Origin of the sequence: Pseudoduganella sp. UC29_71, assembly GCF_042693265.1 — a bacterium.
Classification (GTDB): domain Bacteria; phylum Pseudomonadota; class Gammaproteobacteria; order Burkholderiales; family Burkholderiaceae_D; genus Rugamonas.
Genome location: NZ_CP170549.1, coordinates 2,565,508 through 2,580,797, shown reverse-complemented (window position 1 = coordinate 2,580,797; position 15,290 = coordinate 2,565,508). Strand labels below are relative to the sequence as shown.

The 15,290-nt window shown below is 67.7% G+C and carries 11 protein-coding genes; 3 read left to right on the top strand and 8 right to left on the bottom strand.

The features are described from left to right. The gene (locus ACFJI2_RS11280) at window positions 1-1,035 is read left to right on the top strand and encodes a c-type cytochrome (RefSeq protein ID WP_377705077.1); all 1,035 of its coding nucleotides are present in this window, start codon (window positions 1-3) and stop codon (window positions 1,033-1,035) included. Further along, entirely contained in the window at window positions 1,032-3,593 is a 2,562-nt protein-coding gene (locus tag ACFJI2_RS11275) for a cbb3-type cytochrome c oxidase subunit I (RefSeq protein ID WP_377705076.1), read from the top strand. The genes ACFJI2_RS11280 and ACFJI2_RS11275 overlap by 4 nt, the downstream gene beginning before the upstream one ends. Here ACFJI2_RS11275 and ACFJI2_RS11270 read toward each other — a convergent pair. The 3 genes from ACFJI2_RS11270 to ACFJI2_RS11260 all read right to left on the bottom strand — a co-directional run bounded on the left by ACFJI2_RS11270 (window position 3,590) and on the right by ACFJI2_RS11260 (window position 5,666). Beyond that, window positions 3,590-4,333, bottom strand: coding sequence for a DUF481 domain-containing protein (locus tag ACFJI2_RS11270; protein ID WP_107868908.1), 744 nt, complete (start codon window positions 4,331-4,333; stop codon window positions 3,590-3,592). The two genes, ACFJI2_RS11275 and ACFJI2_RS11270, sit on opposite strands and share 4 nt — an antisense overlap. Window positions 4,334-4,475: 142 nt before the next feature. Continuing rightward, on the bottom strand, window positions 4,476-4,796 hold the full coding sequence (locus ACFJI2_RS11265) for a hypothetical protein (RefSeq protein WP_377705075.1): 321 nt from the start codon (window positions 4,794-4,796) through the stop codon (window positions 4,476-4,478). A 111-nt stretch (window positions 4,797-4,907) separates the two neighbouring features. After that, window positions 4,908-5,666 (bottom strand): SDR family oxidoreductase, encoded by a 759-nt coding sequence (locus tag ACFJI2_RS11260; RefSeq protein WP_377705074.1) that lies wholly within the window; start codon window positions 5,664-5,666, stop codon window positions 4,908-4,910. 109 nt (window positions 5,667-5,775) lie between these two features. Between ACFJI2_RS11260 and ACFJI2_RS11255 the strand changes: the two genes are divergently transcribed. Beyond that, on the top strand, window positions 5,776-6,708 hold the full coding sequence (locus ACFJI2_RS11255) for a LysR family transcriptional regulator (protein ID WP_377705073.1): 933 nt from the start codon (window positions 5,776-5,778) through the stop codon (window positions 6,706-6,708). Here the strand turns inward: ACFJI2_RS11255 and ACFJI2_RS11250 are convergent. The 5 genes from ACFJI2_RS11250 to ACFJI2_RS11230 form a co-directional block, all read right to left on the bottom strand. After that, window positions 6,705-7,175, bottom strand: a complete 471-nt coding sequence (locus tag ACFJI2_RS11250; protein ID WP_377705072.1) for an Lrp/AsnC family transcriptional regulator — start codon at window positions 7,173-7,175, stop codon at window positions 6,705-6,707. The genes ACFJI2_RS11255 and ACFJI2_RS11250 overlap by 4 nt on opposite strands. Before the next feature lie 375 nt (window positions 7,176-7,550). Continuing rightward, a complete protein-coding gene (locus ACFJI2_RS11245; protein WP_377705071.1) occupies window positions 7,551-8,849 on the bottom strand; it encodes an NCS2 family permease in 1,299 nt (432 codons plus the stop codon). 33 nt (window positions 8,850-8,882) lie between these two features. Then, on the bottom strand, window positions 8,883-10,580 hold the full coding sequence (locus tag ACFJI2_RS11240; RefSeq protein ID WP_377705070.1) for an ABC-F family ATP-binding cassette domain-containing protein: 1,698 nt from the start codon (window positions 10,578-10,580) through the stop codon (window positions 8,883-8,885). Between the two features lie 137 nt (window positions 10,581-10,717). Next, complete coding sequence (locus ACFJI2_RS11235; protein WP_377705069.1) at window positions 10,718-12,700, bottom strand: phytase; 1,983 nt, start codon at window positions 12,698-12,700, stop codon at window positions 10,718-10,720. Continuing rightward, window positions 12,700-15,246, bottom strand: a complete 2,547-nt coding sequence (locus ACFJI2_RS11230; RefSeq protein WP_377705068.1) for a TonB-dependent receptor — start codon at window positions 15,244-15,246, stop codon at window positions 12,700-12,702. The genes ACFJI2_RS11235 and ACFJI2_RS11230 overlap by 1 nt, the downstream gene beginning before the upstream one ends. Window positions 15,247-15,290: the final 44 nt, after the last annotated feature.

The following is a 15,290-nucleotide window of genomic DNA, read 5'->3' as shown; positions in this document are numbered from 1 at the left end:
ATGGACGCCGTCTTCGCCCCCGCCAGCGCCGATGCAGCCATCATTTCGCAGATGGCGTGGGTGCTGATTGCCGGCGCGGCGCTGATCTTCTGCGGCGTGATGCTGCTGCTCGGCCTGGGCCTCCGCCTGCCTGGGCGGGGCGCGGCGGGCGGGCCGGCGCGCGCGGTGCGCCCGGGGCTGTGGATCATCGGCGGCGGGCTGATGTTCCCGGTTGCCGTGCTGTCCGCGCTGATGGCCTACAACGTCTGGCGCAGCGCGCAACTGGACACGCAGACGTCGCGCGGCGCGCTGGTGGTGTCGGTGACCGCCAAGATGTGGTGGTGGGAAGTGCGCTACCGCGACCCGGCAGGGGGCGGGGACGTGGTGCTGGCCAACGAACTGCATCTGCCGGCCGGGCGACCCGTCTATCTCGCCCTCACCAGTACGGACGTGATCCACGGCTTCTGGGTGCCGGCGCTGGCGGGCAAGATGGACATGCTGCCCGGCAGGATGACTGGCCTCGCGCTGCGGCCCATGAAGGCGGGGGTGTATCGGGGCCAGTGTGCCGAATACTGTGGCATCCAGCACGCGAGGATGGCGCTGCACGTGGTGGTCGAGCCGCCCGCCGCCTTCTCGGCCTGGCTGGCCCACCAGGCGCGCCCGCAACAGCTTCCGGCCAGCGGCTCGCCCGCCGCCGCAACGCTGGCGCTCGGCCGCCGGGCGTTTGAGCAGCACTGCACCGCGTGCCACGCGATCCGCACGGCACCCGCCAGCCTGACAGGACGGCAGTCTGCATCGGATGCGCGGGTGCCGGCACCGGGCGCGGGGGCGGCTGTCCCGGCGCCGCCCGAACTGTCCGGCGCCGGCCCGGACCTGACGCACGTCGCCAGCCGCCTGTACCTGGCCGCCGGCACGCTGCGCAACGAGCGCGGTGCGCTGGCGGCCTGGATCGCAGACCCGCACGCGCACAAGCCCGGCGCCCGCATGCCAGCCGCAGCCGGCATCGACCCGGACACGCTGCATGCCTTGACCGCCTACCTGGAGCAACTGAAATGACCCCGCTCCCCAACAGCCTGCCCCGTCCGCCCGGCGAACTCGAACAGCTGGAAAAGGTCTGGCGCACACCCGCCGGCTGGCGCCACTTCAGCACCGTCAACAACACCAATATCGGCCGCCTGTATCTGGCCACCGCGCTGCTGTTCTTCCTGCTGGCCGGGGTGCTCGGCCTGCTGATGCGGCTCCAGCTCGCCGTGCCGAACAACACCTTGCTGGCCGCCGCCACATACAACCAGTTCTTCACCATGCACGGCACGGTGATGATGTTCCTGTTCGCCATCCCCGTGGTGGAGGCGTTCGCAGTCTACCTGCTGCCCAATATGCTGGGCGCGCGCGACCTGCCGTTCCCCCGACTGTCCGCCTATGCCTACTGGGCCTACGCCTTCGGCGGCCTGGCGTTCTTCTGCACGCTGTTCGCCGGCCTGGCGCCGGACGGCGGCTGGTTCATGTATCCGCCGCTCACCAGCAAGGCCTGGTCGCCCGGCCTGGGCGCGGATTTCTGGCTGCTGGGCATAGGCTTCATTGAAATCTCCGCCATCGCCGGGGCCATCGAGCTGGTGGTCGGCATCCTGTTCACGCGCGCGCCGGGCATGACCTTGGCGCGGATGCCGGTCTTCGCCTGGGCCATGCTCATCGTCGGGCTGATGATCGTATTTGCCTTCCCGTCGGTGATTGCGGGCACCGCGCTGCTGGAACTGGAGCGCGCCTGGGACTGGCCGTTCTTCATTCCGGAGCGCGGCGGCGACCCGGTCCTGTGGCAGCACCTGTTCTGGTTCTTCGGCCATCCGGAGGTCTACATCATCTTCCTGCCTGCAGCGGGACTGGTATCGACCATGCTGCCCGCCATCGCCGGCACGCCGCTGGTGGGGCGCCGCGCCGTGATCTGGTCCATGGCCGCCACCGGCATCGTCAGCTTCGCCTTGTGGGCGCACCATATGTTCACCGGCGGCCTGACGCTGCTGTCGGCCAGCCTGGTGTCGGCAGCCAGCATGGTGGTGGCGGTCCCGGCCTCCGTCCAGGTGTTTGCCTGGATTGCCACCCTGTGGCGGGGCAGCGCGCGCAGGCGTGGCCGGTTGAACGCGCCCATGCTGTTCATGCTCGGCTTCCTGTGTATCTTCGCGCTGGGCGGGCTGACCGGCGTGATGGTGGCCGTGCTGCCGTTTGATTGGCAGGCGCATGACACCTACTTCGTGGTCGCCCATCTTCACTATGTGCTGATAGGCGGCATGCTGTTCCCGGTGTTTGCTGGCATCTGCTACTGGCTGCCGCTGCTGAATGGTCACACCATGTCCGAGCGCAGCGCGCGCTGGGCGTTCTGGCTGATGTTCGCCGGCTTCCACCTGGCCTTTTTCACGATGCACATCACAGGCCTGCAGGGCATGCCGCGCCGGGTCTACACCTATGCGCCGGACCTGGGCTGGAATGGGCTGAACATGGTATCCACCATCGGCGCGTTCGTGTTTGCCGGCGGCGTGCTGCTGTTTGCGGCGGACGTGGTGCGCACGCTGTGCCGCTCCGCGCGCGCCAAAGGCAACCCGTGGGAGGCTCCAACCATGGAGTGGCTGCCGGACAAGGAGTACGGCCCGCGCAGCATCCCGCAGGTGACGTCCACCGAACCGTTGTGGGAGCAGCAGGGACTGGCGGAACAGGTCGAGCAGGGCGCGCATTACCTGCCCGGCACCGCCACGGGGCGGCGCGAGACCATCGTTACCGGCTGGAAGGACGGCACGCCGCGCTACTTGCTGGTACTGGCGGGCGACAGCTGGTGGCCTCTGGTGGCGGCGCTAGGCACGGCGGGCTACTTCCTGCTGCTGACCGTGAAGTGGACTGTGTCCGCGTGGCTGTGCGGCGCGCTTGCCGTGGGCGCCGTCTTGGCGTGGGTGTGGCAGACCGACCGCGCGCCGGCCATGGCCAGCGCCCGCGTGGCACAGGGACTGGAGCTGCCTGTCGGGGAGCGCGGCTCCAAGGGCCATTCGTGGTGGGCTTGCGTCATCATGCTGGTGGTGGACGGCTGCATTTTCGCCTCCTTCGCGTTTACGCACATACACCTGTCGATGAAGCTGGAGGTATGCCCGCCGCCGGGCGCCAGCCTGCCGGCCGCATCGTGGGCCTGGCTGTCCAGCGGCTTGTGGGCGGCGGCCGCCGGGCTGGTGGCGCTGGCATGCCGGCCGCGGCAGCCGGCCCGGGCGGCGCCAGCGGGGGGGGATGGCTACGCGCGCGTGGGCGACGTGGCGGCGCAGCGCGGCCTGCGGCTGCTGGTGCTGGCGGCACTGGGCTGCACGGCGGCGGCGATGGGCTGCGACCTGGCCAGCCAGATGCTGGCGGACCTGTCGCCGAGAAGGGATGCGTGGAGTGCTTCGGTGGCGGTGCTGGCGGCGTACCAAGGGCTGCATGTGGCCTTGCTGGCGTTGGCAGCACCGTATTTGTGCGCCCGTTCGTGGAGCGGCCATATCACCGCCGCCAGCCGCGCCACGCTGAACAACGTGGCGCTGGTCTGGTACTACACGGCGGCGCAAGGCGTGCTGGCGGCATGGCTGCCGCGCATGGCGGGGGCTTAGAAGGAATACACCAGCGTCAGCGAGGTTTGCGTATCGGTGTTCTTCTTGTCTTCAGGGACGTTGCTATCGCTGCGGGCGCTGAAGGCGGCCTTCATCTGCATGGTGCCGTTGATCTTGGTGCTGAGCGCCGTCTCGGCCTGCGAATGCAAATTGGAGGTGCCGCGCTCCATGCTGACGGTCTGCGTGAACAGCGCCGAAGGGCTGACCTGCCAGCGCATCGACGCCGCGCCACGCACCGTCATGCCGTTTTCGGACTCGCCTGTGGCGCGCGTGCCGGCAAAGTAGCCCGGACCGAGTTCCACGTCCAGCGTCTTGTCGCGCGACTTGTACCAGCGCGAGCTGTGACCGACCGACAGCGAGCTGTAAGTGGTGTAGGCGCCGAACTTGTCGTCCACATGGGAGCCGAGCACGAACAGCTTCTTGTTATCGTCCAGCAGCTTGTACGCGGCCTTGGCGGACAGCGCGAAACGCTCCGCCGAGCGCTCGCGCAGCTTCTCGCCGCTCTCGGTGTGGGTTTCGTCTTCCTTGAAATAACCGCTCAGGATGTACTCGTTGCTCCAGTTGTCCAGTTCCTGGCGCGCGTCGATCTTGCCGGTGACGGAAGTGCCGACGGTGTTGCCGGTGGTGGTGATGGCGCCCAGTTCGGCCGAGGTGGACCAGGTGCGTTCGGGGATGTCCTGTGCGGCCGCGCCGCCGTGCGCGACGGCCAGCGTCAGCGCGAGTAGAGAAAACAGTTTCATGTGCGAGGTGCCGCGCCGTCCACCCGAGGGAAATCCGCGCTGGGCGGCAGGCCGGTCTGAATACGGTGAGCCAGCATTGTAACCTATTGATACCGGCCCAGCCGTTCGCGACACAATTCTTACAATTTGCACATGCCGGCAATCAGCGGGTCGCGATGATGATGATGTCGGCATCGCAGTTCCGGTAATGGATGACGATGACGATGATGCGGCGCAGCGCCGTGGCGCGCGCGGCCAGGTCCAGCATGGTGCGGTCGGCCCGGTTCTTCATGGTGACGTTGACAACCGACTCATTGCTGACCGGGATGTTCATGGCCTTGAGCGCTGCTTTGGGGTCGGCCATCAGCAATAGCGAGGTGGCCGGGTCGAGATCGGCCTGGTGGACGGATTCTACGTCGCCCATGTCCGGGTCCACGCTGGCGAAATGCTGGCGCAGCGCTTCGGTGTCGTCCTGGATTTCCATGATGTTCTCCTGGTTGGCTGCCGGCGGCGAAGGCGCCCCCGGTCAGGCCAGTGTAGGAGTCTGGCGCACGCGGTCTTAGACGCAGATCAAACCGTATGCGCGTGGCGCGCCTCAGGCTGCGAAGCCGCCGTCGATGCTCAAGTGGGCGCCGGTGACGAAGGCCGCTTCCGGGCTGGCCACGTAAGCCACCATGCCGGCGATTTCCTCGGGACGGCCATGGCGCTGGATCGCCATCAGGGCGTGCAGGGCGCCGCCAAAGTCGCCGCTTTCCGGGTTCATGTCGGTGTCCACCGGGCCTGGCTGCACGTTGTTGATGGTGATGCCGCGCGGCGCCAGGTCGCGCGACAGGCCTTGCACCAGGCCGACCAGCGCGGACTTGCTCATGGCGTAGGCCGCGCCGCCGGCGAACGGCATGCGGATGGCGTTGGTGCTGCCGATGTTGATGATGCGGCCGCCCTTGTCCATGAACGGCAGCACCGCTTGCACCGCCACGAATACGGCGCGGATGTTGACGGCCACGGTGTCGTCGAAGTCCTTCAGCGTGAACTCGCCGACGTCGCCCATGCGCAGCACGCCGGCGTTGTTGACCAGGATATCGATCTTGCCGAATTCCGCGGCGGTCTTGCCGATGGCGGCAACCACGGCGTCCGCGTCGGCGGCATCGGCCTTGATCGCCAGGGCGCGGCCGCCGGCGGAGGTGATGTTCGCCGCCAGCGCGTCGGCCGCGTCGGACGAGGACTGGTAGGTGAAGGCGACGGCCGCGCCGTCGGCGGCCAGCCGGCGCACGATGGCCGCGCCGATGCCGCGTGCGCCTCCGGTGACGAAGGCGACTTTGTTGGCGAAGGTGGTGTTGTTGGTTACGGTGCTCATTTTGTTTCTCCTTGGGGTTGGTTGATGAACCCAGTATGTCCCACGCATTAACTCTCCGGTAGCCGGTAATCAGTCCTATCAGTTTCAACTGCTGGTATAAAATGGGGCCATGGAACCGCTCAACTACCTTGAATCCTTTATCCACGCCGCCGAAACGGGCAGCTTTTCGGCGGCGGCGCGCCGGCTCGGGATCACTCCCGCCGCCGTCAGCAAAAACGTGGCGCGGCTGGAGGCCAGCCTGGGCGTGCGCCTGTTCCAGCGCAGTACGCGCAGCCTGACGCTGACCGGCGCAGGCGAGCGCTTTCTGCACCAGGTGGGCGGCGCCTTCTCCACCGTGCAGGACGCCATCGCCAATGCGGCGGCGGATGAAGGCCAGCCAGCGGGCGTGCTGAAAGTGGGCATGGCGCTGGCGTTCGGGCGCGAATACCTGCTGCCGCTGCTGGACGGCTTCCTGGAGCGCTATCCGGCCGTGCTGCCGGACTGGCATTTCGATAACCGCCAGGTGGACCTGGTTGGCGGCGGTTTCGACGCGGCCATCGGCGGCGGCATCGAATTGGCGCCGGGCGTGGTGGCGCGCGAACTGACTAAGGTGAACATGGTGGCGGTGGCGTCGCCCGGCTACATGCAAGGCCGCGAGTGGCCGCGCCATCCCTCCGACCTGGCGCAGTTCGACGGCATCGTGCGGCGCTCGGCCGGCACGGGGCGCGCCAAGGTGTGGACGCTGGCCAACGACAGCGGCGACGAGGGACTGGCCACCAGCCGTCCGCGCATCATCTTCGACGATCCGGAAGCGATGGCCCACGCGGCCATGCGCGGCCTGGGCGTGGCGCTGCTGCCGATGCCGCACGCCTCAAGATGGCTGAAAAACGGCGCACTGGTGCGGCTGCTGCCGGGCTGGCGCGCGGACGCTGGGCCGGTGTCGATCTACTACGCCAGCAAGAAGCTGTTGCCGCAGAAGACGCGCGTGTTCGTCGAATATGTGGTGGAGCACTTCCGGCGGCCGGAGGTGGCGGCCATTTTCGACAGCCGCAATTTCGACTAGGGTTCCACCGAATGCGCGCGCTTCAGGCAGCGCAGCACAAAGGTGGAGCGGCTGTGGCGCAGGCCGGGCAGCTTGTACAGTTTGCGGCGCAGGAATTCCTCGTAGCCGGCGGTGCCCGCCACTGCCACCTTGATCAGGTAGTCGTACTCGCCGGTGAGCAAGTAGGCTTCGATCACTTCCGGCAGCTCGGCCAGCGCCTGGCCGAACTTTTCGAAAATTTCGTCGTCGTGGCGGTCCAGCGTTACCTCGATGATGACCGTGTCCGGCAGGCCCAGCGCCTGCTGGTTCAGCACCGCCGTGTAACTCTCGATGACCCCGTTCTCCTCCAGCGCCCGCACGCGGTTCCAGCACGGCGTAGTGGACAGGCCCACTTGTTCCGCCAGCTTGGTGTTGCTCAGGCGGCCGTCCCGGCGCAGCGCGCGCAGGATGCGGCGGTCGGTTTCGTCGATGTTCGGTGAAAAATTCATGTTTGCGCCATGGCTGAAGAAGAATATTCTTCATTGTAGCGAAAACCGGATAATTTCAGGAAGCCTATTTTTGCGCCCCGGCCGTATAGTTCTTACATGAACACGACCACATTACCTGCCCAGAAAAGCCTGCGCTTCACGATAGAAGCAGACGCAGCCCTGTCCACGCTGGAAAGCGCGCTCGCGATTGTGCGCCGGGCCGGCATTGCGCTGGAGGGGATGCGGATTGGCCAGTGCCCGCAGGGCATGGAAGTCTGGATGCGTTTGGCGGCGCCGGAGGAGGATCTTCTGACGTTGTGCCGCATGCGGCTGCACAACGTCGTCGGCATCCTGGCGATCAAGGAGTCGACTGTTTCGCAGGTCTTGCCCAGGAAATCAGCCCGGAAGGTAAGCGTACTTGAACGTGAACACGGCGGCGATGATCCACACGATAGGCTTCACTTCGCGCGCGCGGCCGGTCAGCAGCTTGAGCACGGCGTAGGTGATGAAGCCGAAGGCGATGCCGTGCGCGATCGAGTACGTGAACGGAATCAGCATGGCCGTGATCCCGGCCGGCACGCTTTCCGTGGTGTCGTTCCAGTCTATGTCCGCCATGTCGCGCAGCATCAGGCAGGCCACGAACAGTAGGGCAGGCGCCGTCGCGTAGGCCGGCACGGCGCCGGCCAGCGGGGCGATGAACAGGCAGGCCAGGAACAGCACGGCCACCACCAGCGCGGTGAGGCCGGTGCGGCCGCCGGCCTGCACGCCTGCGGCGCTTTCCACGTAGGCGGTGGTGCTGGACGTGCCGAGCAGCGAGCCGGCCACGATGGCGGCGCTGTCGGCCAGCAGGGCCTTGTTCATGCGCTCCATTTTGCCCGGCACCAGCAGGCCGGCGCGGTTGGCCACGCCCATCAGCGTGCCGGTGGCGTCGAACAGTTCGACCAGGAAGAACACCAGCACCACGTTGACGATGCCGACCGACAGGGCGCCTTTGATGTCCAGCTTGAGCAGCGTCGGGTCCAGCGACGGCGGCGCGGAGAAGACGCCATGGAATTTGTTGTCGCCGAAGACGAAGCTGAGCAGCGTCACGGCTACGATGCCGATCAGGATGGCGCCGCGCACTTTCAGCTTGTCCAGCGCAACAATCAGCATGAAACCGAAGATGGCCATCAGCGCGGGCGGCTTGTGCAGGTCGCCGGCTGTGACCATGGTGGCGGGATTGGCAGTGACGATGCCCGCGCTCTTGAGCGCGATCAGCGCCAGGAACAGGCCCAGGCCGACCGTGATGGCGGTGCGCAGCGCATGCGGGATGCCGTTGACGATCAGCCCGCGCAGCCCGAGCAGGCTGACGACCACGAACAGGCAGCCGGAAATGAACACGGCGCCCAGCGCCGATTGCCAGGGCACGCCCATGCCGAGCACCACGGCGTAGGCGAAGTAGGCATTCAGGCCCATGCCGGGCGCCATACCGATCGGGTAGTTCGCGTACAGCGCCATGATGGCGGTGCCCAGCGCCGCCGCCAGGCAGGTGGCCACGAACACCGCTTCTTTCGGCACGCCCGCATCGCCGAGGATGGCGGGGTTGACGAAGATGATGTAGGCCATGGTGAGGAAGGTGGTGATCCCCGCCACGGTTTCGGTCCGCACGTCCGACCCGGCTTCTTTTAGTTTGAATAGTTTTTCAGCGATGGACATTGGCCCTCCCGTGATGGTGTCAGGAGGAGCATATCATTTCTCGGTCAGCTCCCAAAAGCCGTTTTGGCAGTGGAGCGTGTGGGAAAGCTCCAGGGCATCGAGGAAGCGGGCGTCGTGCGAGACCACGGCCAGCGCGCCGGTGTAACTTTGCAGTGCCTGTTCGAGTGCGCGAACCGAGGCCAGGTCGAGGTGATTGGTGGGCTCGTCCAGCAGCAGGAGCTGGGCGGGCTGCTTGCGCCAGAGAGCGCAGGCCAGTGCTGCCTTGAGCCGCTCCCCGCCGCTCAGTTTGGCCGATGGCGTTTGTACCTGGGCGGCATGCAGGCCAAGCAGCGCGAGGCGGCTGCGCAGCTCGCCCTCCGGCAGCGGGCTGTCGAGTTCACGCAGGCGTTCGAGCACAGTCAGGGCGGGCGGCAGCAGGGCGGTGGCGTGCTGGTCCAGCCAGGCGTGCGGTACGAAGGTGTGGCAGACGCCGGAAGGGGGCGCCAACAGGCCGGCCATCATTTTCAGCAGCGTGGTCTTGCCGCAGCCGTTGGGGCCTGTGATGGCAAGCCGCACGGGACCGGCCAAGGTGAAGTCCAGCGCGGCCTTGCCCGGTGGCGCGGACGCAGGCGGGCGTGGGAACGGCGGCACGGCGCGGTCGAACTGGATCACGCGCTTGCCCGCCGGGACGGCGCTGGCCGGCAGCAGCAGGGCGACGGGCGCGGGCGCGGCCGTGCGGGAGGCGGCCTCGCGCACGGCGTCGTCGTGGAGTGCGATGGTCTCGGCGCGGCGCTGGACGTCGCGGCCAGCCGTCGCCTCGGCCCGGCGTTTCAGCTTGCCGCGCAGGATGGGGGCGATATTGGCCTCCTTGCCCGCGCGGGCGTTGCGGGCGGCGCGTGCTTGCTGGTTGTCGTGCTGCTTGCGTAGCGCCCGCTGGACCGACTCGCGTTCGTTGCGGGCGTGTTCCAGCGCGCCGCGCGCGGCCTGGTCGGCGGCTGCGCGCTGCGCCTCGTAGTGGCTGTAGTTGCCGCCGTAGCTTTGCAGGCCGGCCGCATCCAGTTCCACGATGCGCTCCATGGCGTCCAGCAGTTCGCGGTCGTGGCTGACGACGATGGCGCCGCCGCGCCATGCCAGCAGGCGGCTGCGCAGCCACGCGCGGCCAGCGCGGTCCAGATGATTGGTCGGCTCGTCCAGCACCAGGCCGTCGGCTTTGGACAGGAAGGCGCCGGCCAACGCCACGCGCATCAATTCGCCGCCGCTCAGGCCCTCTGCGCTGGCGTCCGGACGCAGGCCGGGCATGCCGCAGTCGGCCAGCGCCTGGGCGAATTCGGCGGCTACGTGCCAGCGGCCTTCCAGCAGTTCGAGGTCTTCGGCGCGGACTTCGCCGGCGTTCATGCGGCGCAACGCGGCGAACAGCGGCGCGAGGCCGGCGACGGCGGCTACGGTGTCGCCGGCGGCCGGCCGCACTTCCTGCGGCACGTAGACGACGCTGCCTTCGCGCAGAACCGAACCCGAATCGGGCTCGATCAGGCCTGCCATGGCGCGCGCCAGCAGGCTTTTGCCGGCGCCGTTCGCGCCCACCAGGCCGGTGCGTTCGGCCTGGAATACCGCGTCCAGCCGGTCGAACACGGCACGGCCGGACGGCAGGGCGAGCGACAGCTGGCGCAGGGAGATCGAGAAAACGCCTGAAGGCGAAGGCGCGTTGGAAGGCGCCGTGGCCACCGTGGCGGTGGCGTTGAGAAGTACAGCCATGTCAGTAAGCTCCAGACGAGGTAACGTCGTACGCAGGCCGCGCGGCGGTCTTGCGTTCTCTTGCAGAGGGGGCTTACATGGTCATGGGCGCATACTCCTGAATGGGCGCTGCCTGAAAATCGGGCAGCGAACGCATTCTAGCGCAGCTTCAGGGCGGTGGCAATATCGGACCAGGCCACGTATTTGAAGTTTTGCGGACCGTCGGGCAGGCGCTTGTAGCCGTCCTGCACCACCAGCATGCCCTGGCTGTAGGCGCCGCCGAGGTTGGCGGACGTGACATCCAGGCCGTCGGTTTCGGAGGCGCCGTCTATGCCCGCCGCCACGTTGACGCCGATGCGGAAACTGCCGCGCACCCTGTGCGGCGCGGCCGCGTCCAGCACCACGTAGCTGTTGCTGCCCTGGCTGGAAACCACCAGATAGCTCGCTTGCGCGCCGTGGTAGAGCGACATGCCTTCCACGTCGGCGGTCAGCACGCCGCCCACCGGCAGCACCATGCTCATGGTCGAGCCTTTCTCCGCCGCGGCGGGCAAGGCCCACACGCCGCGCTTTTCCTCGCCGACGAACAGGCGGCCGGTGCGGTCGTCCGCCACGCAGCCTTCCGGTTGCGTGGCGACCTTGAAGCTGCGCAGCAGGGTGCTGGTGAAGGCGCCGTCCCTGCGGCCGATGCGGTAGTGCTGGAAGGTGCTGTCCTTGTCGTTGACGAAGGCTTCCAGGCCGCCGCCGGCCGGCTGGTAGACGCAGATGCCGTAGATCTTTTCCAGGCCGGTTGGGAAGCGCGCCGTTTCAGCCACAACGCCGTTGCCATCTATCGTGAACAGGACGATGGTGTTGTCGTCGCGCTGGGTCGCCAGGGCGAGGTCATGGCGGGCGCCGTCCAGCAGCACGTTCTGGCGCAGGTCCACGTTGTTCAGGCGGCCCGATTCGAGCAACTGGGTCTGCTTGCCTTGCATGTCGTAGACCAGCAGGCCTTGCTTCTTGTTGGTGCCCAGTACGCGCGATGCGGCCGGATCGGTCGGGTGGACCCAGATGGCGGGATCGTCGGCGGCGTCGCCGAGGCGGGCCATCGGTTCGGTCTGGGCGCGCGGCAGGACGATGGCGGGCGCGCTGCCTGCCGCACCGGTCGGCGCACGGGCTACCACGCCGGCGGGGACGGCGTGCCATTGCTTGCCATCCTCGTCGTTGAGCAGCAGCTCGGTGCCTGCGGCGCCGGTGCGGCTGGCGAGTGTACGTCCGTTGGCGGCGGCTTTCAGCGCGCGCGACGCCTGCGCTTGCCATGCGCCGTTACGCTGGCTGAACAGGCTCAAGGATTTGCCCTTGGCGTCCAGCATGGCGACGCCGCCCGGCAGGAGCGCCAGCGCCCCCGCGCCGGCGCCGGCGGCCAGCTTGCCATATGGCTGGCGCAGGGCCAGCGCGTGGCGTTCGCCGGCGCCCTCGGCGTCCGCGCTGTAGGCCCACAAGCCCATGCCGGATTCGCTGACGAACAGCGTGCCGCTGGCATCGTCCACGCGGCAGTGCCGTACGTGCGTCGGCAGCGCCAGCTTGCGCACCAGTTTGCGCTCGGCGCCGTCCAGCAGCCACTGCTCGCCCTGGCCGTCCTTGGCGATCAGGAACTGGTAGCTGAGCTGCTGCGCATCGCGGTACAGGCAGGCTGCTTCCGGGGCGAAGGACGGCGCGGGGAAGGGCGCTTGCAGGCGCAGAGTGCCGGCCGCGAGGTCGGCATCGATGGCCACAGTGCGCTCGGTGTTCGAGTCCACGAGCGTGGCCAGCACGCCGCCAGGCTGGCTGCGTGTGTCGAGCTGCTTGCCACGCACGACGTGGCGGGCGCGCTCGGCGCCGCTGGCGTCCAGCAGGCGCAGGCTGTTCTTGTCCAGCGCCAGCCAGCCGCCGTCCGGCAGCGCCGCCAGTTCGGTGGCGCCAGCTAGGCTGGCGAAGGGCGCTGGCCGCCTTGTCGCCTGCCCTGCGGCCGTTGCGAGGTCGCTGGCAGCTCCTGCGGCCGCCCCTGCGGCGCCGGTTGTGACGCCGGCCGGCAGCCCGGCCCCTGCGGCGGCGGCGGCGTTGCCCAGCGGAGCGGCCACACTTGCGGCGATGGCCGCGACCAGAATTGCATGAGTCTTCATCATCAGAACAGGTTCGCTTTCAGGGTGATCTTGTAGGTGCGGCCGTACTGCTCGTACTGCGCGTTATGGTTCTTCACGCCCTGGTAGACGTAGTATTTTTCGTTGTTCAGGTTGGACGCCTCGAATTGCAGCTGCAGCTGCTTGCTGATCTGGTAGGCGAACGAGAAGTCGAGCTGCTTCTGGCTGTCCACGATGCGGTCCTGCGCTGGGTTGAGGATGTCTCCGCCCATCTCAAGCAGGTACTCCGACTTGTAGTTGAGCGCCAGGCGCGTGCTGACCGGGCCTTGTTCGTAGCCGAGCATGACGTTCATCACGCGGTCCGACTGGCCGGGCATGGAAATGCTGCGCGACAGGACCTTGCCGGCCTTGGTGTCGAAGCGCGCCACGTTGGCCTTGGAGTCGCTCAGCGTGGCGTTCACGCCTGCCAACAGATTGCTGAACGGCGCCGGCAGCATGCGCAGCGGCTGCTGCCACGCCAGTTCGATGCCTTTCACGCTGGCCTTGTCGCCGTTGGCGTAGGACGTGGCCGTGGTGTAGTTGGCCCACTGGCCGGTGCCGGCCAGGTTGGTGGCGTAGGTGAAGTTCTTGATGTCTTTATGGAAGGCGTAGGCCGACACCGTGCCGTCCGTGCCCAGGATGCGTTCCACGCCGAGGTCCAGGTTGCGGGCCTGCAGCGGCGCCAGGTCCGGGTTGCCGATGGTGGCTTCGGTGGCGCTGGCCAGGCTCACGCCGGGCGCCAGCTGGCTGAAGTTGGCACGCACCACGGCCTTGGTAACGGCGGCGCGGATGCTGGTGTGCTCGTCGGCGTCGTAGCGCGCCTGCAGCGACGGGAGCCAGTTGGTGTAGGAGCGCTCGCGCTGCAGCGGCGAGATGACGGCGCCGTTGATCTGCGAGCCGGCCGCGTCGAAGCTGGTGTGCTCGGCGCGCACGCCGGCCAGCACGCGCCAGGCGTCCCTGGACAGCGTATCCTGCACGTAGGCGGCATCGATGTCCTCGTTCATGCGGAAGTCGTTGATGGCCGATTCGGACCCCAGGCGCGCTGCATTGCGGTCCAGGCCCGCGACGCGGGCACGCACCACCGATGGATCGATGGCGGTGCCGATACGGCCAAGCTTGTAGTCCAGCTCATTGGCCCCCACGAAGGCGCTCATGGCCGTGGCGCCTGCGCCCCAGTAGTTGCCGCTGCTGGATTTGCTGCTGTTGTAGGCCCACTGGTTGGTGTCGTTGGCCTTTTCGCGGCGGCTGGTCTTGGCGCCGAATTTCAGCGTCGAGCGCATCTCGCCCACCGGAAAGGTGTGCGACAGGTCGAAGCGCGCATGGCGTTCCTTGTCTTCCGAGTAGCGCTGCTGTAGCGTGATGGCGTTCAGGCTGTAGTTGGCGGCGTCATGGATGCCGGTCGGCGCCACCAGTTGCGGCCTGCCGCCGTCGGTGAAGCCGACGCCGGCGAAGTTGGCGTTGCCACGGAAGCGCGCATCGTTGATGGATTCCGGCGTGTCCTCGTTGGCGCGGCTGGTGCCGCCTTCCACGCTGAGCTGCCAGTCGCCGAATTTCTGTTCGGTACCCAGCACCGTGGAGCGGATCTCCTGCGTGTATTTGCGCTGGCGCAGGCGGCGTTCGGCGCGTGCGCTGGCGGTGGCGCCTTCGGCGATGCTGCCGCCGGCGATGTTGCTGATGGTGAGGCGGTCGCGCACTTCATCGTCGCTGAAGCGGCTCAGCAGATTGCGCATGAACCAGTTGCTGCCGGCCACAGGGCGGTAGTCCAGGTTGATGGCGGCGGCGCGGCGCTCGCGCACCGGCAGGTAGTCCCGGAACTCGAAGCCGCCCAGCTTGTCGCCGTCCCAGGCCCCGCCGGTTTCCACGTTGTCCGAGCCGAACTTGCGCTTTTCGCCGCTCAGGCCCACGGCTACGCCCAGGTGGCCGTCCATGAAGCGCTGCGCCCACAGCAGGCCGGCGCTGGGGCTGGTCTGTTCGGTGTTCTGGTCGCGGCTGGCCGCTGCGGTCACGGACAGCACTTTGCCCGGCAGGTCGAAGGCGGACAGCGATTTCACTTCCACGGTGGCGCCCAGCGAGTTGGCGTCCATGTCCGGCGTCAGCGTCTTGCTCACTTCCAGGGAGCGGATCAGGCCAGCGGGCAGGATGTCCAGCGCGACGGCGCGGCGGCTCGCTTCCGGCGAGGGCACCAGCGCGCCGTTGATGGTGACGGCATTCAGGTCGGGACCGAGGCCGCGCACGGTGATGTAGCGGCCTTCGCCCTGGTCGCGCTGCACCGATACGCCCGGCAGGCGGGCCAGCGCTTCGGCGGCGTTCTTGTCGGGCAGGCCGCCGATGTCGTCGCTGCTGACGACGCTGATGATGTTATCGGCCTTATCCTGCGCGGCGATGGACTTGCGCAGGCTGGCTTGCTGGCCGGTGATGACGACAACGCCGGCCATCGACGTCGATTCGGCGACTTGCGCGTGCACGGTCAGGGGGCTCAGGGACGTCAGCATGGCGAGCACGCCCAGGCTGAGGGCGGACAGGCGGAAGGTTGGCGCGGTTGGCTTGTGCATGATCTTTTTCATTGGTTGAAATGTTGAAGTAACGCCGGGCATTC